Genomic DNA, 20,788 nt, shown 5'->3' on the forward strand with positions numbered 1-20,788 from the left:
GTTTGCCGGGTGATGATTCATCACACATAACGAATGATGCTTTGCATCGCCTCTGGAGGTGTTCGTGGATTTCCACCTGCAGAGGCAATCTTTTTTTCCTGCCTTGTCCCGCGCAATAAAACACCGCTTCAGCAGTCAACTTCACCCAGAGTAAAACGCATTTTCCCAATCAGATAAACGGCACGCCGCCGGTTACCGCAATCGTTGCGCCTGAAATATAGCTGGCGTCATCGCTGGCCAACATGACGTAAGAAGAAGCGAGTTCCGCAGGCTGACCGGCACGTTTCATCGGCACCGATTCACCATCATGCTTCACATCTTCCGCGGTCATCGTGGCCGGAATCAGCGGCGTCCAGATCGGACCCGGCGCAACCACGTTGGATCGAATGCCTTTTTCTGCCAGCAGCGCGGCAAAACTGCCGGAAAAGTTAATGATCGCCGCTTTGGTTGCGGAATAGGCAAGTAGCGTCGGCACCGGACGATCGGCATTCACCGAAGCAGTATTGATGATCACGCTGCCTTTTGGCATATGTGCCACCGCAGCCTTGGTGATCCAGAACAGGCTATAGAGATTGGTTTTCATGGTGCGATCGAACTCATCATCGCTGATCTCTTCCAGCGACTGACGCGTCTGCTGAAAAGCAGCGTTGTTGACCAAAATATCGATTTTGCCGAAAGCATCCACCGCCTGTGATACCAGATGCCGGCAGTGTTCCGCCGAGGTGATATCGCCCGGCACCAGCACGGCTTTTTGACCCGCCTCTTCAATCAAACGCGCGGTGTCCTGCGCATCTTCATGTTCGTTGTAGTAGCTGATCAGCACATCCGCGCCTTCACGCGCATAGGCGATGGCCACCGCACGGCCAATACCAGAATCACCGCCGGTAATCAGCGCCTTTTTGCCCTGCAAACGTCCGCTGCCCTGATAACTCGTTTCGCCATGATCCGGCGTCGGCTGCATTTTAGCCGTGGTACCCGGCCAGTCTTGTTGCTGCTCGGGTTGCGGTGGAAAGGGGCGATGGGAAGTCGTCATCATGTTCTCCTCTTAGGCCAACGCGAGGTTGGCAATCAATGGCGCCTGTTCCGCAGAGGGCGGATGCAGCACGACCACGTTTTCGCGAATGGGAGGTAAGCATAGTTCAGGAAAACCACAGTGACGGGATTCTGCCGGAGAGTAAGTGCATTGAAGAAGTTTACAGCGGAAAAGCGGAAACACGCGGCATTACGGGCGGACAGATGCTGTCCGCCCCTTCCTCTATTGGGCCTGTTGCGCCCAGCGGGAAACACCAATGTTGAGCTTATAGGGTTGCGTAATCGCCTTGCGGGCTATCCAGTAGAGTAAAACCCGGTCGTCGTCACGGTCGCGGTCAGCCATCGACAATAGCTTTAAAGAGAGTGTCGATTTGTTAACCGGCTGATGTTCATCGCTAAGCTCAATCACAGCCTGACCGATTAAACAGCAGACTTCGTCCTCGTTGGAATTGGATTCATATGCTCGGTCTTTCATATTTCCTCCTCGTTGAATGAATATAAAGCCTGGCACAGCATTTTCCACTGCGCAAAAACAACGTACCAGTAGAAACATTCTGTAACCCTGGTTTCGCTGACGCGTAATCCACTATAAAAAACTTACGCAGCGCAGTGCTAGCAAAAGTGTCGTGATATTAGCCACTTACCGCTAGCAATCTTTTATCCTCTCCGTGAAGCGCAGCCATTTTAGGAATTTACTGAAAAAAGCCGTTCATGCCGAAATTACGGCAGTTCATTCCCTGCTGAGGGCGATTCATGGCTTCAGTTCTGCCATGCGCGTGCGTCACGGGTAGGCTGAGGGCAATTTAATGATTCCCGCATGGGGGAGACGCAATGAGCACATCAACAGCACCCTTTTCGAGCCGCACCCGCTGGCTGACCTTAGCCGGCACGGTGGTTATGCAGTTTGCCCTTGGCTCGGTTTACACCTGGAGCCTGTTCAACGGCAAGCTTTCGGCCAAGCTCGACGAACCGATCAGTCAGGTGGCCTTTTCGTTTGGTCTGCTCAGCCTCGGGCTGGCGATCGCCTCCTCGGTGGCGGGAAAGCTGCAGGAGCGTTTTGGCGTGCGTAACGTCGCCATTGGCGCCGGTATTCTGATGGCGATTGGCTTTTACCTCACCGCGCACGCCAGCAATATCTATCTGTTATGGCTCAGCGCCGGTGTGCTGGTCGGCCTGGCGGATGGCGCCGGTTATCTGATGAGCCTGTCGAACTGCGTGAAATGGTTTCCGGAACGCAAAGGAGTCATTTCCGCCTGCGCCATTGGCGCCTACGGCCTGGGAAGCCTCGGCTTCAAGTTTATCTGCGGCTATCTGCTCAGCGTTACCAGCCTGGAGAATACCTTTATCATCTGGGGCGCGATGGCAATGACGATGATCATTATTGGCGCGCTGATGATGACCGATGCGCCGGCACAGCAGCCGACGCAAAACGCGCTGGGCACGACGCGCGACTATACGCTGGCCGAATCGATGCGCCTGCCGCAGTACTGGATGCTGGCGTTGATGTTTCTTACCGCCTGCATGAGCGGCCTGTACATTATTGGTGTGGCCAAGGATATCGGCGAAAGCCTGGTGCACTTAACCAGCCAGACGGCGGCCAATGCGGTAACGGTGATTGCTATTGCCAACCTCAGCGGACGTCTGGTGCTGGGCGTGCTCTCGGATAAAATGGCGCGCATTCGCGTCATCTCACTGGCGCAGATTGTTTCACTGGCGGGCATGAGCCTGCTGCTGTTTACCCAGATGAATGAAACCAGCTTCTATCTGTCAGTCGCCTGCGTGGCCTTCAGCTTTGGCGGCACCATCACCGTTTATCCTTCGCTGGTCAGCGACTTTTTCGGCCTGAATAACCTGACCAAAAACTATGGCGTTATCTATCTGGGCTTTGGTATTGGCAGCGTGCTCGGCTCGCTGATCGCCTCGCTGTTCGGTGGCTTTACAGTGATCTTCAGTTTGATCGCCACGCTGCTTACCCTGTCGCTGGCGATGTCGCTGCTGATACGTCAGCCGGCTCGCGAACGTCATGCGCAACCCGTATTGCAGCGCGGATAAAAAAAGGGCGCCGCGGCGCCCTGTTCTCTTCTCATCGCCTGACGGCAGCGTTATTTTTCCAGTGAGATAAAGCACGGCTCGGCCACACCGGCCACATCAACCCTGACAGCAAACAGATCGCCGGAGAGCGGATAGGTTGCCAGCTCTTCTTCGGTGCGATTTTCACGCGAACTGGTGATATAAAGCGTTTTCAGATCGGGTCCGCCAAACGCCACCATGGTTGGCCAGCGCACCGGCAGCGTGATTTCATCGACGATTTCAGCCGTAGCCGGATCGACCCGTACCACACGCCCACCATCAAATTGCGCCGACCAGTAAAATCCTTCGCTATCGACCGCTGCGCCATCAGGCTGACCGCCCTGCGCATCAAAATGCCGGAACACTTCACGCGGGCCGTGCTCGCCGGTGTCGGGGTCGAGCGGATAACGATAGAGCACGCCATGCGGCGTATCGCTGTGGTACATCCAGCGGCGGTCCGGGGAAAATGCCAGCCCGTTGGAGATTTTTACCTCGTCGATGACATGCAGCTGGTAATCGCTGTCGACGCGGCAGAGTTTGCCACCGTCGCGATCCTGCGGTTCCCACAGGCTGCCGCACCAGAAGCGGCCAAAATGATCGACGCGGCCATCGTTGAAGCGGCTTTTGCTCGCCTCGCCGGGATTATCGGCAACCTTACGCAGTGGCCGACACTGCTCATCCAGCAACCAGACGCCGCTGCGCAGTGCCGCAATCAATCCGCCCTCTTCCCGCAGGCCGATGCAGCCTACCTCTTCCGGCAGGGCAAAACTCTCCAGCTCGCCGCTGGCCGGATCGTAGCGATGAATGGCAGGCGCCAGAATATCGACCAGCCAGAGTTTCTGCTCTTTCACCGACCACAGCGGGCATTCTCCCAGCTCGGCCTGCAAGGCCAGCTCGTGCTCAACCTTATATTCCATGTTTACTCCTCAATATTGGCGTAGCCATTAAATATAGTGCTAAATCAGATGCGAATGATAATCTCTTTTTACTTGCTTTTCGGATTAATCGCTTTATGCTGGCAATATATTAAGTGCATTCCTATTCACCTCGCCCTCTTAATACGTCCCACCATTATTTTGACATATTTCCACATATCTTATTCGCTATATCTACATTACATACATCTTTTCTCCACTTTTATTGCGTAACGTTACCGGCAGAAGCAAGAAAGAGGACGATGAGATGAACAGAATAGTAAAAATGCTATTTGTCGTTGCGACGGTTAGCACATTAAGCGGATGTATTGTCGATCGGGGTTGGGACCATCATCATGGTGGACATCACCACGGCGGCCATCATCGCGGCTGGTAACGGATAAAACAATAAGGGCTAAAAACCCACGGGCAAAGAGTACACACAGCAATATAAAAATAAAAACATTAAGGCGGGAATTTTTCCCGCCTCTTTTTTTAGCTTTTAATCGCGTAATTACATTGATACCAGGTCTTCTTCAGTCCGGGAATATGGCTATCCTGCGACGGTAAAGGATCCACTTTATCAAATCCCCGCTCGCTGCAATATTGTGACAAATCTACCTGCATCGCATCATTATTCACCCGCGCTGGATCAAAACGGTATTGCACCGTATGCGCAGTGGTGTCTTCGTCTATACGTTCAAAAGCACCTGGCTTGTTGGCGGTACATCCCGCCAGTAATAAAAGCGCAACTGCGCTAATAACTGATTTTTTCATTATTTTATCCTCATTGAATGCGAGGGAGTGTAAATACACCATAGGGTGCAAAACATCGGCGTTGTCCGGTTTTTTCCAAGCTTACACCGATTGAATCAATCATTTTAAACGGCTGGTGCTATTGATGAGATCTTGCGAAGATAGCGTCAAGAAGCAAAGAAGAGAGCGCCACACCAGGAATTACCAATAAAAATAAAGCTATACTGACCTTGATGCCCGCGCTGAGCGGGCTTTTTTTATGGCACAGCTTTTTGTCTACATCAGGCGCGCACGTCCACCAGCACCGGGCAGTGCGCCCGCTCAATCACCGCCGCGCTGACTGACCCTTTCAGCAGACGATTGAATGGCGACAGGTGGCGGCGTCCCATAATAATCATGCTGGCCTGATATTTATTGGCCTGGCTGACGATGGTTTCCGCCGCATCTCCGGCAATCACGACGCCGCGCGCTTTAACGCCGTCGCGAAACAGCGCCGCCAGTGCGTGGCGCACCACCATCTCTGCGGTGTTTTGCTCATCCAGCGCTGCGCCAAAGTCACCGGGATCTTCACCGGCATCAATTTCAAACGGCTCATTGCAGGAAGAATAGGTGGGATCGACACAGCACAACACCAGCACGCTGGCCTGCTGCGCCAGCGCCTGTTCGCCTGCCAGACCGGTCACATTTTTCGCCACCGGACTGTTATCGACGGCCAATATCAGGGTTTTCATCGTCGCAACCTCACTATTCGCTGATGGTAATTTTGCCAATTTCGCGCATAAGCGCCTCTTTGCAGCGCAATATTTCAACCTGGTAAAGCGCTTCGTTTTTCTGAAAACGCGCGGAAGGCACCAGCAACGAAATGGAAAAACGCCCAAATAGCGTATCCAGCGCCACTGCCATGGTTGAAATACCTTCCAGCGTTTCACCGCGATCGTAAGAGATGCCGCTTTTGCGCACCTCCCCAATCAGGTTTAGCAGCTCAGGCAGGGTTTTTACGGTTTTTTCGGTGAGTTCAGCATAGGCTTCACCCACCATGGTGCGCACATCTTCATCGCGTTCCAGCGCCAGCAGCGCACGGCCGCCGGAAGTGCTGTAAAGCGGCAGATTTAGCCCCATGCGCGGTACCACCCGCAGTTCGCGCGAGGCGACGACATGATGAACGATAGCCAGCTGCGTGCCACTGGGTCGCGCCAGCGACACCGTTTCATTGGTAGCATGGCAGAGCGCATCCAGCGCCGGGCGGGAGATCTCAATCATGTCGCTGTGCACGTTATTGATCAGGCGCAGCAGCGCCGGGCCGAGACGCACGGCGCCCGCGCCGTAGCTGCGTATCAGCTGTGCCGACTCCAGCGCGGCAACGATTCGCTGCACGGTGGATCGTGGCAGATCAACCGCCTGGGCAATTTCGCCGAGGCTCATGCCGCCAGGCCGATCGCCTACCGCGTTCAATATTTTTGCGGCGCGCGCGATCACCTGAATGCCGCCGCCTCTCTCATCATCTCGGGTGGAACCAGTATCCTTCATCGTGTCGTTTCCTTACTTATGAGGCGGCATCACTGTAGCGTTTTTTTTCAGCGTAAGCAGCATGTATCACATTGCAATACACCAGACCACACTGTAAACTCCGGCTGTATCACATAGCAATACACTGCATCAATAAATGACAACATCCCCTGCTGCGCCCACACCGCCTGCGCCGCATCCTTTTACCTTTCGTCTGGCGATGGGCTTGCTTGGTGTGCTGATTGCCGCCCTTACTTCCGGCCTTAACGATCGCGTTAGCGATATGGCGCTGGCGGATCTGCGCGCCGCGACCGGCATCGATTACGCCACCGGCAGCTGGCTGGTCTCCGCCTATCAGGCGGCGGAAGTAGCAGCGATGATGCTGGCACCCTGGTTCGCCGTCACCTTCTCGCTGCGTCGCTTTACGCTCACCGTTTCGCTGGGCTTTGCGCTGATCGGCGCGCTGCTGCCGTTCGCGCCCAACGGCACGCTGCTGATCGCTCTGCGCGCGCTGCAGGGGCTGTTTGGCGGTGCGCTGCCGCCGATGCTGATGACCGTGGCGCTGCGCTTTTTGCCGCCGCCGATCAAGCTGTTTGGCCTCAGTGCCTACGCGCTGACCGCCACCTTTGGCCCAAATATGGCCGCCTCGCTGGCGGCGCTGTGGACCGACAGCGTCGGCTGGCAGTTTGTGTTCTGGCAGGTGATCCCGCCGATGCTGATCGCCTGCTTGCTGACCGGCTGGGGCATTCCGCAGGATCCGACGCGCTATGAGCGTTTTCGCCAGATGGATCTGTTTGGCATGGTCACCGGCAGCGCCGGCATCGCTATGCTGATTCTGGCGCTGACGCAGGGCGAGCGGCTCGACTGGTTCGACTCACCGCTCTACAGCGGCCTGTTACTGGTCTCGCTGGCCTGCCTGACGGTGTTTGCCATCAATGAATGGTTTCACCCGCTGCCGCTGTTTAAGCTGCAGATGTTGTCACGCCGCAATCTCAGCTTCGGCCTGATCGGATTATCGGCGGTGCTGGTGCTGACACTCTCCGGTTCAGCGTTGCCGTCGGGCTATCTGGCGCAGGTCTCTGGTTTTCGCACCGTGCAATTTGCGCCGCTGGCGCTGACTATCGGCCTGCCGCAGCTGCTCGTGGCGCCACTGCTGGCCGCCTTGTTGAATATCCGCTGGATCGACTGCCGCTGGATGCTGATCGCTGGTGCCACGCTGATTGCCGGTTCCTGTCTGCTCGGCACGCAGATCACCAGCGACTGGGCGCGCACCAATTTCTGGCTGATTCAGGCGATGCAGGCGCTGGGCCAGCCGATGATTATTCTGCCGATTCTGATGACCGCGACCAGCGTGGTGGCACCGCCAGAAGGGCCTTTCGCCTCGGCGATGTTTAATACCGTACGGGGTTTCTCCAGCATTGCCGCAGGCACGCTGGTGGAGTGGTTTCTGAGCCATCGTGAGCAGTTTCACTCCAACGTGTTGCTGAACGCGGCAGCGCAAAAGCCCTGGCTGCTCAGCGCTGAAAATGGCGCCAGCGCCAGCGGTTCGCAGCCTTTTCTGGCCGATGGCAGCGTCAGTTCCGGCGAAAATCTCAGCCAGTTTGCCAGCATGGTGAAACATCAGGCGCTGGTGTTGGGCATTAGCGACAGCTACCTGATGCTGATCGGTTTTGCGGCGCTGCTGATCCTGCTCACCGCCCTGCTGCCGCGCCGCGTCTGGCCGCCACAAACTTTACTTAATTCTTCTACCACGAAAACGAGAATCTGATTATGTCTGCGATGACAACAACACGGCGCAGCGCGCTGCTGCTGGGCCTGCTGATAATTCTGCTGCTGATCGGCTGGGCGATCTGGCACGCCATCAATCAACACGATCGCCGCACCGATGACGCCTGGGTTACCGCGGATTACACACTGGTTGCGCCGAAAGTCTCAGGCTATGTCGCCACGGTAAACGTGCGCGATAACCAGCAGGTCAAGGCGGGCGATATTCTCGCCACGCTGGACGATCGCGATTATCGCGTGGCGCTGGAAACCGCGAGGGCAAATTTACAGGTCAGCGAGGCGCGGCATATTAGCGCACTGGCGCAGCTGGAGCAGCAGCAGGCAAACATCGACGAGGCAAAGGCCGCCCTGCTCGCCAGCCAGGCGACCGCGCAGTACGCCGGGCAGAACGCCGCACGTTATCGCCGACTGTTGCAAAGCGGCACCGCGACCGCGGACGAACAGGAAAAAGCGAGCTCAACGATGCGTTCATCTGCTGCCAGCGTGCAGCAGGCGCAGGCGGCGCTGAGCGCGGCGCAAAAGCAGGTTGGCGTGTTGCAGGCTGCGGTGCGTCAGGCGGAAGCAGACAGCGCGGCCGCCCAGGCGAATGTTGATCAGGCGACGCTGAACCTTTCCTATACGCGCATCGTTGCGCCAATCGATGGCATGGTTGGCCAGCGCGCAGTGCGTCAGGGAGCCTATGTCAGCGCGGGCACGCGTCTGTTGGCGGTGGTGCCGCTGCAGGAGACGTGGATCATGGCGAACTATCTGGAAACGCAGCTGCGTGATGTGCATCCTGGCCAGCCGGTATCGATTCGCGTGGATGCGCTGCCAGGCAAAACCTTCCACGGCCACGTCGACAGCATTGCGCCCGCCACCGGCGCCACCTTCTCGGCTCTCTCGCCAGACAATGCGACCGGAAACTACACTAAGGTGGTACAACGCCTGCCGGTGAAAATTGTGCTGGATGCTCATCAGCCCGATACGGCGCAGCTGCGGGTGGGCATGTCGGTTGTTCCGTCGATTGACGCGCCCTGATTGCGCTATTTATTTTTCTGACGTCGACGGGTAAATTAGCTGCCGCTCCCGCCCTGAGCACAATGGGCACATGCGGTTCAGACGAGACTGAGCACGTTAGCGTTTTTTCCGGGAGGTACGATCGTTTTGGCCGCCATCATTAAGAGGAGTGTGTGATGAAATATGCGCTGATGGGACTCTCTTTCTTCCTGTTGCTGTGGCTCGGCACGTTTCTGCTGATGCTGTGATCATCTGTGATAAAAAAGGCGACCCACGGGTCGCCTTTTTTTGGCTATTCCGCCGCCTCCGTTTTGCCCGGCAAAATACCATCTGCCCGAAACATCGCCTTGATGCCGCGCACCGCCTGACGAATTCGGTCGCTGTTTTCAATCAGCGCAAAGCGAACGTGCGTATCGCCGTAATCGCCGAAGCCGACGCCCGGCGACACGCAAACCTTCGCCTCCTGCAGCAGCAGTTTGGCAAACTCCAGCGAGCCGAGATGCGCATAGCGATCAGGAATTTTTGCCCAGACGTACATTGATGCTTTGGGCATATCTACCATCCAGCCCGCTTCGTGCAGCCCTTTCACCAGTACGTCGCGCCGCCGCTTGTACTGTTCGGCGATATCGCGCACACACTGCTGATCGCCTTCCAGCGCGGCAATCGCTGCCACCTGTAGCGGCGTGAAGGTGCCATAATCGTGATAGCTTTTGATGCGGGCCAGCGCCGCCACCAGCTCAGGATTACCGACCATAAAGCCGATACGCCAGCCCGCCATATTGTAGCTTTTTGATAGCGTAAAGAACTCTACCGCCACGTCGCGGGCGCCGGGAACCTGCATGATCGACGGCGCTTTCCAGCCGTCGTAAACGATATCGGCATAGGCGAGATCGTGGATCACCAGCACGTTGTACTGTTTTGCCAGCGCAATCACGCGTTCAAAGAAGTCGAGCTCAACGCACTGCGCAGTAGGGTTCGACGGGAAGCCGAGGATCATCATTTTCGGTTTCGGATAGCTTTCCCGGATCGCGCGCTCCAACTCGTTGAAGAAATCGACGCCTGCCACCAGCGGCACCGAACGGACCTGCGCACCGGCGATCACCGCGCCGTAAATATGAATGGGGTAGCTGGGATTGGGCACCAGCACGGTATCACCGTGATCCAGCGTCGCCAGCATCAGGTGCGCCAGTCCCTCTTTCGAGCCGATAGTGACAATCGCTTCCGTTTCCGGGTCGATTTCTACGTCGTAGCGCTCGCCATACCATTTTGCGATGGCGCGACGCAGACGAGGAATGCCGCGTGAAGTGGAATAGCCGTGGGTATCGTCACGCTGGGCAACCTGACACAGCTTCTCAACGATGTGCGGCGGCGTTGGGCCATCAGGATTGCCCATGGAAAAATCGATGATGTCTTCGCCGCGCCGACGCGCAGCCATTTTCAGTTCAGCGGTAATGTTGAATACGTAAGGGGGCAAGCGTTCAATGCGGGAAAAACGACGAGACGAACTGTTATCAGCCATGATGTCCTCTGGATTACGTTAGCGCCCGGACCGTCCGAGCGACGTGGATCGCCTGAGCGATCGTCAAAACCATAACGTAGTCGCAACAAAATTGTCGAGAGACCGTCACGCTTTTTTTTAAGCCCGTGCGTTGAGTCGCCCAAAAACCCAGTCGTTGACCCATTCGCCACGCAGCAGGTAATTATCGCGCAGCGTGCCCTCCAGCAGAAAACCGTTTTTCTCCAGAATACGCCGCGATGCCCAGTTGCCTTCCACCACTGACGCTTTCAGCTTGTGAAACTCACACTCATTCAGCAGGAAATCGCATACCGCTGCCAGCGCTTCGCTGCCGTAGCCCTGTCCGCAGACGTGCGGCAGCAGGGTGTAACCAATTTCCGCCTGAGCATAGGGCTTCCATTCGGCGTTGACGCCCATCATGCCTATCGCTTCACCGGTGGCTTTCACCGTCAGCACCACGCAGAGCATATGAAAACTGGTTTTGAGCCACGGCGCCAGCCGGCTGGTAAAGCGCTGCTGTAGATCGTCGTCATCAGGCACGTCACCGATCCACTCCATGGTGCGCGGATCCTGATGCAAACGTTGAAACAGTGGCCAGTCGGTATTGTGCAGGCGGTTTATTTTTAGCCGCTCGGTAGTTAAGTACATAGTCTCATCCTGAAAACCGGAAAACAGCGATAGCGTAACCAGCAAGCGTGCCGGATTAACGCGCCAGAATTGTCATTACCCTCCAACGCACACTGGCAGCACCACTGGCGTAAGGTCGGCTAAACAGCGTAGCCCTTTTGTCACCCGGTTACCGTGATCGCCGCAGTAACTCATCATGCTGATGCTGTGTGCACTGAATGACCGATGCCGATGCCGACATTGTATGTATGTTGTAATCAAAGCAAGTCATTCCACTTAATCCCCTTTTTCTCGCCAGGATTTCCTCTTATTGAAGAGATGAAACCGCCTCCGGATTGATATGGCGCGTGGAAACTGCATTCGCTGCCACTGTGCGCTGGCGCCCGGCGCGTGCATTTTTTATCATGGTCCTTACGCTTCTCTATGCCGGAATCTTTGTGCAAACCCACTTTGAAATGTTATTGGCGGTGTTAGACCGCGCCGCGCTGATGCTGATCTGCCTGTTTTTTATGACGCGCACGCGCCAGTTTCGTCAGCTGCTGCAAAAAGAGGGGCATTCGCGCCAGGAAAAAATGGCGGTCACTGCCATTTTCTCGCTGTTCGCGCTGTTCAGCACCTGGTCCGGCATTAACGTTGATGGCTCGCTGCTTAACGTTCGGGTTATCGCCGTCATGTCCGGCGGCATCCTGTTTGGCCCGTGGGTCGGCATCACTACCGGCGTCATCGCCGGGCTGCATCGCTATCTGATCGATATCGATGGCGTCACGTCGATTCCCTGCCTGATCACCAGCATTATTGCTGGCCTGGTTTCGGGCTGGATCCACCTTAAAATCCCTAAAAATCAGCGCTGGAGCGTGGGCATTGTCGGCGGCATGCTGTGTGAATCGCTGACCATGCTGCTGATTGTGCTGTGGGCAAAACCGCGGTCGCTGGGGCTGGAGATCGTCTCTGACATTGCGCTGCCGATGATCCTTGGCGCTTCCAGTATTGGCCTGATCGTGCTGCTGGTGCAGAGCGTTGAGGGCGAAAAAGAAGCCATTGCCGCCCGTCAGGCCAAGCTGGCGCTGGAGATTGCCAATAAAACGCTGCCGTTGTTTCGGCAGATCAACAGCGAATCGCTGCGTAAAGTGTGTGACATTATTCGCCACGACATCAACGCCGATGCGGTGGCGATCACCAACACGCACCAGATTCTTGCTTACGTCGGCTATGGCGAACAAAACTATCACGATGGCGACGAAGGCATCAGCCCGACCACCGCGCAGGCGATCGGCAGCGGAAAAATCATTATTAAAAACAACGATGAGGCGCACCGCACGCCGGATATTCATTCAATGATTGTGATTCCGCTGTGGGAAAAAGGGGAAGTCACCGGCACGCTGAAAATTTATTATCGTCACGCGCATCGCATTACCTGGACGCTGAAAGAGATGGCGGTAGGGCTGTCGCAGCTGATTTCCACCCAGCTTGAAGTGTCGCGCGCGGAGCAGCTGCGTGAGATGGCGAACAAGGCCGAACTGCGGGCGTTACAGAGCAAAATCAATCCACACTTCCTGTTTAACGCGCTGAATGCGATTTCCGTGTCGGTGCGACTGAATCCCGATACCGCGCGCCAGCTGATCATCAACTTATCGCGTTACCTGCGCTATAACCTTGAATTAAATGATGATGAAAGCATCGATATCAAAAAAGAGCTGTGGCAAATCAAGGATTATATCGCCATTGAGCAGGCGCGATTTGGTGACAAGCTCAGCGTAATTTATGACATAGATGAAGAAGTCAGCTGCACCATTCCCAGCCTGCTGATTCAGCCGCTGGTGGAAAATGCCATTGTGCACGGCATTCAACCCTGCCGCGGCAAAGGCGTGGTAACCATCATGGTGCACGATCTGGGCAATCGCGTGCGCGTTGCGGTGCGCGATACCGGCAACGGCATCAGCGATGACGTGATCGCCCGCGTGGCAAATAATGAGATGCCGGGCAACAAGATTGGCCTGCTCAATGTACATCATCGCGTCAGGCTGCTGTATGGTGCAGGCTTGGAGATCAGTCGTCTGAATCCCGGCACGGAGATCGCCTTTACGCTGTCGAAAAATGGCCAGCTGCTGCCGGAACATAACTTTTTCCTGAATAACTGAAACGGAACCGACGACGTTGAAAGCCATTATTGTTGAAGATGAATTTCTGGCCCAGCAGGAGCTTAGCTGGCTGATTGAGCAGCACAGCAATATCGACGTGGTTGCGCGTTTTGACGATGGCATGGAGGTGTTGCGCTATCTGCACCATCATCGCGTGGATTTGATTTTTCTCGACATCAATATTCCGTCGATGGATGGCGTGCTGCTGGCGCAAAGCGTCAACCAGTTTGCGCACAAGCCGTTGATTGTGTTTATCACGGCGTGGAAAGAGCATGCGGTCGAGGCGTTTGAACTGGAGGCGTTTGACTACATCCTGAAGCCTTATCATGAGGCGCGGATTGTCACGATGCTGCATAAACTGGAAGCGAGCTGGCAACAGCAGCAGTTGGGCAGTAACAGCGGAGCGCCTTCGGTGCCGCAAACAGTAAATTTAGCGAAAGATGAGCGGATTATCGTCACCGATATCGACGATATTTACTATATCGAAGCGCACGAGAAGCTGACGTTCGTTTATACCCGCAAAGAGGAATATGTGATGTCGATGAACATCACGGCGTTCTGCAGTAAGCTGCCGGAAAACCATTTTTTCCGCTGCCACCGCTCCTACTGCGTTAATTTAACCAAGATTCGCGAGATCGAACCCTGGTTTAACAATACCTACATTCTGAAGCTGCACGACCTGCCGTTTCAGGTGCCGGTCAGCCGCGGCAAAGTCAAAGCGTTTCGCCAGCTGATGCGGCTGTAGCGCGGGGCGTCGCCGCCCCGCCGTCGATCAGAGAATGCGACCCAGCGTCTGACGCAGATGCGCACCGGCGCCGAGCAGGCCCGGCTGATCGTGGGTGATCATATAAACCGGAATATTGGTCACATAATCTTTGAAGCGCCCTTTGTCTTCAAACGCCGCGCGGAATCCCGACGCTTTGAAGAACTCCAGGAAGCGCGGCACGATGCCACCCGCAATGTACACGCCACCGAAGGTGCCCAGCGTCAGCGCCAGGTTGCCGCCAAAACGGCCCATGATTACGCAAAACAGCGACAGCGCGCGACGGCAGTCGATGCAGCTGTCATCCAGCGCCCGCGTTGAAACATCTTTCGGCTTCAGGTTTTCCGGCTCGCGCTTGTCCGCTTTAACCACTGCGCGATACAGATTGACCAGACCCGCACCGGAGAGCACGCGCTCGGCCGACACATGGCCCATTTCGCCGCGCAGAATACGCAGGATCTGATCTTCTTCTTCGCTGTTTGGTGCGAAATCGACATGGCCGCCTTCGCCTGGCAAGCTGACCCAGCGCTTATCCACGTGAACCAGATGCGCCACGCCTAAACCGGTACCGGCACCGTAAACGGCGATAGGTTTGTCCGCAACCGCCGCGTTACCGCCAAACTGAATCACATCGCTGTCGGCCAGCATCGGAATCGCCATCGATACGGCGGTGAAATCATTGATGATTTCCAGATGCTCGAAGCCAAGGTTGGCTTTCATTTTGCTGGTAGAAAACGCCCAGTCATGGTTGGTCATCTCAACCCAATCTTCAGTGATTGGGCAGGCAATGGCGATACAGCCATCGATCACATCCTGCTTCTGGCTTTCCAGATAGTAGCGAATGACCGCTTCGAGGCTGGCATAGTCTGATGTTGAAAATGTCTCAATATGGGAAATCGTGCCAGTTTCCACCTCGCACAGGGCAAGGCGCGCATTGGTTCCACCCACATCGCCGACCAGGGCAAATTTTGTCATTCTTCTACTGCTCCGCTTGCGTCAATTCGGTTGAGGGACACTATAAATTTCCCTCCTTAAAACAACAACGCTCACCGGTACGAAAGGTGAGCGCGTCGGATAAAAAAAGCAGCCTACCCTGCCCGGCCTCTGCTCGCCAGCGGCAACTTTCCGAAACTGCACTCAGAATGGCTTCAGAGCAGACTTTTCTTGCGCGAAAACGCGCTTTGCTGTTCGGGCATGGCCGATAAGCCAGGGCGCTATAGCAAGTCTGGCACAGAACCTTAATTTTGGAAGTTGCGATCCGTGCCGAAAAGTGGAGTAGTGTAAACGTATACACTACGCTGTTTTTTTCATTATTGTGCCACTGACGGGAAGCTGCCATGCCTTATCATCCTCATGAATCACGCTATGAAACAATGGAATATCGCCGCTGTGGTCGCAGCGGTCTGAAGCTACCGGCGATCTCGCTCGGCCTGTGGCATAACTTCGGCGACAGCACGCGCGTCGACAACAGCCGGGCGCTGCTGCGTCACGCTTTTGATCGCGGTATCACCCATTTCGATCTGGCCAATAATTACGGCCCACCGCCGGGCTCAGCTGAAGAGAATTTTGGCCGCATCATGCGGGAAGATTTTCACGCCTACCGCGATGAATTAGTGATCTCAACCAAAGCTGGCTACACCATGTGGGACGGCCCTTATGGCGACTGGGGATCACGTAAATATTTGATTTCCAGCCTCGATCAGAGCCTGAAGCGCATGGGCCTCGAGTACGTGGATATTTTTTATCACCATCGCCCCGATCCGGAAACGCCGCTGGAAGAGACCATGCGCGCACTGGATCACGTGGTGCGCCAGGGCAAAGCGCTCTATGCCGCGATCTCCAACTATCCTGCGGATCGCGCTGCTGAAGCGATCGCTATCCTGCGTGATTTAGGCACGCCCTGCCTGATCCACCAGCCGCGCTATTCACTGTTTGAACGCACACCGGAACAGGGCCTGCTCAATGTGCTGGGCGAACAGGGTGTGGGCACTATCGCCTTTTCCCCGCTGGCGGGCGGTGTGCTTACCGATCGCTATTTGCAGGGTGTGCCGGATGATTCCCGTGCCGCCAGCGGCAGCCGCTTTTTGAACAGCGATCAGCTCACCGCAGAGAAGATGGCGAAGGTAGAGCGTTTGCAGGCGATTGCCGTCGAGCGTGGGCAAAAGCTGGCGCAGATGGCGCTGGCTTGGGTGCTGCGTCATCAGCAGGTGACCTCGGTACTGATTGGCGCCAGCAAGACCGCACAAATTGATGATGCGGTTGATATGCTGACCAATCAGCACTTTAGCGAGGAGGAGCTGCAGCGTATTGAGGAAGCGCTGAAATAAGCGCAGGCTGACGCTATCAGCGGGCAATCGGTCGTGCCAGAATTATCTCAATTCGGACGTTTCAACGCTGTTTCAGACAGACAGCGCTGTGCAAAAACGGATTTCACCATAAAGTGACTTCACGGCGGAGCAATCAGCTGCCGACAAGGAGATAATATGAAACGAGCATTACTTTTTGCCGCTTTGCTGGCAGCGTTATCGCCTTTGGCTATTCACACAGCAGAAGCCAACAGTGCAACCATCGATCTGGCGCCGGGCGTCAGCCTGCGCCTCGGCGACCGTGATAACCGCGGTCATTACTGGGATGGCGGTCGCTGGCGCGACGGTCGGTGGTGGAATGACCGTTATCGTTACGATAACCATCGCTGGTGGCGCCAGGATGAATGGCGCCGTCAACAGGCGTGGGAGCGGGAACATCGCCGACGCGCCTGGGAACGGGATCGTTATGATTTCCGGGGACCGCCGCCGCCAGGCTGGCATCACCGGGGCCGCGATCGCGATCGTGATGGCTGGCGTGACGATCGTCACCACGATCGCCGCGGTCCGCCTGACTGGGATCGTCGTCGTTAATTAATCTGATGCCCTGCCTTTGCTTTCACATGGCAGGCAGGGCGTTAGCATTCCAGTTACCCGTCTTTTCTGCTTCCAATGTTATTTTCTGAATGCACGCCGTTATCTTCACGTCAGCTTCATCACTTTGTCGTATTACTTCCATAAAGATTGCTTATTTCCCCTTCACACTTGCCTTCACAGACATATTATTAAAACTCACACACCAGGAAACTTCCGACTTTACATAAAAACCACTCAGCTATAAAAATAATCAATACTTGCTCTCTGGCAAGGATAAATCTTAAAACTAATATTTCCGATCATTCGTAAAAAAACCAATAAAAACAAATAATCTTTTACAATCAAAAAGATAAATAAAATAATCCTAACGACAAATTCAGAAACCCGCTTGAAAAAAGCATAAGACAATTTGAATATGGGGCGGGCTATTTAGCCACATGTTATATTCCGGCCACGCATATTGTTAATATTTTCACAGGAGTTACCGTGGACATTAAATATCGTTCAGATATTGACGGCCTGCGCGCGCTAGCTATCGTGCCCGTTTTACTTTTTCATGCCGGCTTCACCACTTTTTCTGGTGGCTACGTCGGCGTTGATGTCTTTTTCGTCATTAGCGGCTTTTTGATTACCTCTATTTTGTTGAAAGATATCCGCAACAACACCTACAGCATTCTCGATTTCTACGAGCGCCGTATTCGCCGAATATTTCCTGCCCTGTTTGCGGTGATTCTGTTTGTGTTGGTGGTGTCGCCGTTTGCCCTGCTACCGGATGATTACAGCTTCCTGCCTAAAGAGATCGCCGGTGCGCTGCTGTTTGTGTCCAATATTGTCAGCTGGCGCAAATCAGGCTATTTCTCCAGCGATGCCGAAGAGCGTCCGTTACTGCATACGTGGTCGCTTGGCGTGGAAGAGCAGTTCTATATTTTCGCGCCTATCCTGCTGTTCTTTATCATCAGCACGCTGAAGAAAAAGCCCGACCTGTTTTTGCTGGTCATTTTTGCCGCTTCTTTTTTGTTAAGTATTTTTCTTACCGAGCCAAAACCCTCAGCGGCTTTTTACCTGTTGCCGTCGCGCACCTGGGAATTAATGGCAGGTTCCCTGCTGGCGCTGAATCGCGTACCTAAAGCGAAAAGCGCCTTGCTGAATGAAGGCTTTGCGCTGGCGGGTCTGCTCGCCATTGTTAGCAGCGTGTTTCTGTTCGATGCCAGCACTATTTTTCCAGGCTATGCCGCCGCGCTGCCGGTGCTGGGTAGCGTACTGATCATCTACGCCGCGGAGAAAACGCTGGTTGGCAAACTGCTGTCGCTGAAACCAGTGGTCTTTATCGGCCTGATCTCCTATTCGCTTTATCTCTGGCACTGGCCGCTGATCGTCTTCTTCCGCAACTGGAATCTGCTACTTGATGACGGCGGACGTTGGTTAGTGGTTGCCGTATCGCTGGTGATCGCCACGCTGTCATGGCGCTTTATTGAAAGGCCTTTCCGCCATCGTGCCGCATTCCCGGCGAAGCGCCTGTATAAAGTCAGCGCCTGTGGTCTGGCTATCCTGGTTGCTGCCAGCGCTGCAACCTGGAGCAAAGGCAGCTGGCCGGAGCGCTTTGATGCGCAAACGCTGAGCTTCATTTCTGCCCATCAGGACATCAGCCCCGCGCGTAGCAGCTGCCATTTTGGTGAAGGCGTGCCGGATACCGCTAAATATTGTCATTTTGGTGCGGCAAAGCCTACCGTCGCCGTCTGGGGTGACAGTCATGGCGTAGAGATCTCACGTGCACTGGGCAACAATAACGTCTCGCTGTATGAGATTACCTATTCTGCCTGCCCACCGGCGTTGGGCTTTCAGCTCGATGTTCGTCCGGATTGTATTGCCCATAATCAGCGTGCGCTCGACTTCCTGAAGGCGGATAAAGCGATCAATGTGGTTGTACTGGCCGCGCGCTATGAAGCCTATCCCACCACGTTTTACGATAATCTCAACCGCACTGCCGAAGCGTTAATCGCCAGCGGCAAGAAGGTGATTATTATGGGGCCGGTGCCAACGCCGGGTGTCGATGTGCCGAGTACGCTGGCGCGGGGTCGCGATCCTGAATTCTCATTCAGTAATCCGGCCTTCGCCAACATCGATAAGTACATTGACGATAACGTGGTGCGCTTTATGCCCTCTTCTGTGCTGTGCAAAGAGGGCAAGTGCAGCATGTTAGTAAACGGTAAGCCGTTGTTATTTGATAACAACCACCTGAGCATGCAGTCGGCAAATTACGTGGCAGGCTATCTGTCGCAGACCATTGCCAAACAGCAGGGTGTGGCGATCAGCCAGCCGCAGCAGGCGATGGCGCAGAATCGCTCCTCGCTGTAATAAAAAAAGCGGAAGAGCCAGGCTCTTCCGCTTTATTGTCTTACGCAGTGCATCGTCATAACCCCAACGCTTGCCCCACCAGCAGATAAAGATTCAACGCAATCACCAGCACCACAATCAGCCTGCCCGCATTTTGCATCAGCCGGGTATTGGTTAAATCCCCCATCAGCTCACGATTACCGGTAAAAGTCAGCAGCGGGATCAGCGCCAGCGCGATACCAAAACTCAACAGCACCTGGCTCATCACCAGGATGCGCGTCGGATCCCAGCCAGCCAGAATCACGATAAAGGAAGGCAGCATGGTGACCAGCCTTCTGACCCACAGCGGGATGTGAAAGCGGATAAACCCCTGCATCACCACCTGCCCTGCCAGCGTTCCCACCACCGTCGACGAAAGGCCCGCGGCCACCAGGCTGAGCCCAAACACCGTAGCGGCCATATGGCCCAGCAACGGTTCCAGCGTCAAATAAGCCTGATCGAGGTCGGCAATGCCGGTGTGGCCGCTGAAGTGAAAAGCTGCCGCAGCGGTCGCCATCATCGCCAGATTAACAAAGCCGGCAATGGTCATGGCAATGGCCACATCCAGCTTGGTCGATGAATAACGATCGCTGCGCGAGCCGCCGCGATTCACCTGCGTCAGGGCGGAGTGCAGGTAAATGACGTGCGGCATGATGGTGGCCCCCAGCACGCCCGCCGCGAGGAATACCGCATTGGTACCCGACAGCGTTGGTATCGCCATGCCGATCACCAACTCTTTCATTTTAGGCTGGGAGAAAAACAACTCGACGATATAGGCGGCGGCAACAAACAGCAGCAGGCCACCGATGACCAGCTCCAGCGGCTTCTGCCCGCGGCTCTGCAACATCAAAATCAGGAAGGTGGCAATACCGGTCAGCACCGCGCCCTGCAACAGCGAGATGCCCAACAGCAGCTTGAAACCGATGGCGGCGCCGATAAACTCCGCCAGATCGGTGGCCATGGCGATGATTTCCGCCTGCACCCAATAGAACCAGACCGCCGGACGCGGAAAGCGATCGCGAATGTGCTCCGCCAGGTTTTTACCGGTGGCGATGCCGAGTTTGGCCGACATCAGCTGAATCAGCATCGCCATGACGTTAGCCCACACCACGACCCACAGCAGTTGATAGCCATAGGAAGCGCCTGCCTGGATATTGGTGGCGAAATTACCGGGATCGATATAACCGATCGCGGCAATAAAGGCCGGTCCAAGCAGCGCAAGTTTGATTTTTCTGGCCCCACGCGCGGCTCGCTGCGCAGTACGACTTTCCAGCATAGTATTCTGCCCTGTCTTCTTGTGCCCGCATTCAGAATGGGGCGTCGCCATTAAAAGGTCTAAACGGTGGTGCTAATTATTGTGATAGTCATTGCTATGAAGTATAGCCTTGGCTATACCATAGGCCACATTACTG

At 55.3% G+C, this 20,788-nt stretch carries 19 protein-coding genes; 9 read left to right on the forward strand and 10 right to left on the reverse strand.

Translation table 11 applies throughout. The annotated features are described in order from the left end of the window. Positions 1–169: 169 nt before the first annotated feature. A complete protein-coding gene (locus EM595_RS12670; RefSeq protein WP_067432626.1) occupies positions 170–1,033 on the reverse strand; it encodes a glucose 1-dehydrogenase in 864 nt (287 codons plus the stop codon). A gap of 222 nt (positions 1,034–1,255) precedes the next feature. Further along, positions 1,256–1,507: a hypothetical protein gene (locus tag EM595_RS12675; RefSeq protein ID WP_067432629.1), complete on the reverse strand. Its 252-nt coding sequence runs from the start codon at positions 1,505–1,507 to the stop codon at positions 1,256–1,258. 356 nt (positions 1,508–1,863) lie between these two features. On the opposite strand from EM595_RS12675, the gene EM595_RS12680 reads away from it, so the two are divergent. Next, on the forward strand, positions 1,864–3,084 hold the full coding sequence (locus tag EM595_RS12680; protein ID WP_067432632.1) for an MFS transporter: 1,221 nt from the start codon (positions 1,864–1,866) through the stop codon (positions 3,082–3,084). A gap of 50 nt (positions 3,085–3,134) precedes the next feature. Here the strand turns inward: EM595_RS12680 and EM595_RS12685 are convergent, their stop codons facing one another. The 4 genes from EM595_RS12685 to EM595_RS12700 form a co-directional block, all read right to left on the reverse strand. Further along, the gene (locus EM595_RS12685; protein ID WP_067432635.1) at positions 3,135–4,019 is read right to left on the reverse strand and encodes an SMP-30/gluconolactonase/LRE family protein; all 885 of its coding nucleotides are present in this window, start codon (positions 4,017–4,019) and stop codon (positions 3,135–3,137) included. A 492-nt stretch (positions 4,020–4,511) separates the two neighbouring features. Continuing rightward, the gene (locus tag EM595_RS12690; RefSeq protein ID WP_067432638.1) at positions 4,512–4,793 is read right to left on the reverse strand and encodes a putative periplasmic lipoprotein; all 282 of its coding nucleotides are present in this window, start codon (positions 4,791–4,793) and stop codon (positions 4,512–4,514) included. 260 nt (positions 4,794–5,053) lie between these two features. Beyond that, positions 5,054–5,503 carry a universal stress protein gene (locus tag EM595_RS12695; protein WP_067432641.1) on the reverse strand — a complete coding sequence of 150 codons (450 nt, stop codon included), beginning with the start codon at positions 5,501–5,503 and terminating at the stop codon, positions 5,054–5,056. 13 nt (positions 5,504–5,516) lie between these two features. Next, the gene (locus tag EM595_RS12700; RefSeq protein ID WP_067432644.1) at positions 5,517–6,299 is read right to left on the reverse strand and encodes an IclR family transcriptional regulator; all 783 of its coding nucleotides are present in this window, start codon (positions 6,297–6,299) and stop codon (positions 5,517–5,519) included. Between the two features lie 136 nt (positions 6,300–6,435). On the opposite strand from EM595_RS12700, the gene EM595_RS12705 reads away from it, so the two are divergent. From EM595_RS12705 to ypdK, 3 genes are all read left to right on the forward strand, one after another. After that, positions 6,436–8,046: an MFS transporter gene (locus EM595_RS12705; RefSeq protein ID WP_067432645.1), complete on the forward strand. Its 1,611-nt coding sequence runs from the start codon at positions 6,436–6,438 to the stop codon at positions 8,044–8,046. 11 nt (positions 8,047–8,057) lie between these two features. Beyond that, a complete protein-coding gene (locus EM595_RS12710; RefSeq protein ID WP_419190154.1) occupies positions 8,058–9,080 on the forward strand; it encodes an HlyD family secretion protein in 1,023 nt (340 codons plus the stop codon). A gap of 155 nt (positions 9,081–9,235) precedes the next feature. Continuing rightward, a complete protein-coding gene (ypdK, locus tag EM595_RS21145; RefSeq protein WP_157883924.1) occupies positions 9,236–9,307 on the forward strand; it encodes a membrane protein YpdK in 72 nt (23 codons plus the stop codon). Positions 9,308–9,351: 44 nt separating this feature from the next. On the opposite strand, the gene alaC is transcribed toward ypdK, so the two are convergent. Beyond that, positions 9,352–10,578 carry an alanine transaminase gene (alaC, locus tag EM595_RS12715; RefSeq protein ID WP_067432651.1) on the reverse strand — a complete coding sequence of 409 codons (1,227 nt, stop codon included), beginning with the start codon at positions 10,576–10,578 and terminating at the stop codon, positions 9,352–9,354. Positions 10,579–10,695: 117 nt separating this feature from the next. Then, positions 10,696–11,223 (reverse strand): GNAT family N-acetyltransferase, encoded by a 528-nt coding sequence (locus EM595_RS12720; protein ID WP_067432653.1) that lies wholly within the window; start codon positions 11,221–11,223, stop codon positions 10,696–10,698. Between the two features lie 434 nt (positions 11,224–11,657). On the opposite strand from EM595_RS12720, the gene EM595_RS12725 reads away from it, so the two are divergent. Next, positions 11,658–13,340 (forward strand): sensor histidine kinase, encoded by a 1,683-nt coding sequence (locus EM595_RS12725; RefSeq protein ID WP_067435452.1) that lies wholly within the window; start codon positions 11,658–11,660, stop codon positions 13,338–13,340. Between the two features lie 16 nt (positions 13,341–13,356). Next, positions 13,357–14,085: a LytR/AlgR family response regulator transcription factor gene (locus EM595_RS12730; RefSeq protein WP_067432656.1), complete on the forward strand. Its 729-nt coding sequence runs from the start codon at positions 13,357–13,359 to the stop codon at positions 14,083–14,085. 27 nt (positions 14,086–14,112) lie between these two features. On the opposite strand, the gene glk is transcribed toward EM595_RS12730, so the two are convergent. Continuing rightward, positions 14,113–15,078, reverse strand: a complete 966-nt coding sequence (gene glk, locus EM595_RS12735; protein ID WP_067432659.1) for a glucokinase — start codon at positions 15,076–15,078, stop codon at positions 14,113–14,115. Between the two features lie 362 nt (positions 15,079–15,440). Between glk and mgrA the strand changes: the two genes are divergently transcribed. From mgrA to EM595_RS12750, 3 genes are all read left to right on the forward strand, one after another. After that, positions 15,441–16,430: an L-glyceraldehyde 3-phosphate reductase gene (mgrA, locus tag EM595_RS12740; protein ID WP_067432662.1), complete on the forward strand. Its 990-nt coding sequence runs from the start codon at positions 15,441–15,443 to the stop codon at positions 16,428–16,430. A gap of 156 nt (positions 16,431–16,586) precedes the next feature. Further along, the gene (locus EM595_RS12745) at positions 16,587–17,000 is read left to right on the forward strand and encodes a DUF2502 domain-containing protein (protein WP_067432664.1); all 414 of its coding nucleotides are present in this window, start codon (positions 16,587–16,589) and stop codon (positions 16,998–17,000) included. Positions 17,001–17,489: 489 nt separating this feature from the next. After that, positions 17,490–19,358 (forward strand): acyltransferase family protein, encoded by a 1,869-nt coding sequence (locus EM595_RS12750; protein WP_067432667.1) that lies wholly within the window; start codon positions 17,490–17,492, stop codon positions 19,356–19,358. Positions 19,359–19,413: 55 nt separating this feature from the next. Here EM595_RS12750 and EM595_RS12755 read toward each other — a convergent pair whose 3' ends face one another. Beyond that, positions 19,414–20,703, reverse strand: a complete 1,290-nt coding sequence (locus EM595_RS12755; protein ID WP_071852519.1) for an Nramp family divalent metal transporter — start codon at positions 20,701–20,703, stop codon at positions 19,414–19,416. Positions 20,704–20,788 lie beyond the last annotated feature (85 nt).

This window comes from Duffyella gerundensis, assembly GCF_001517405.1.
Lineage (GTDB): Bacteria > Pseudomonadota > Gammaproteobacteria > Enterobacterales > Enterobacteriaceae > Duffyella > Duffyella gerundensis.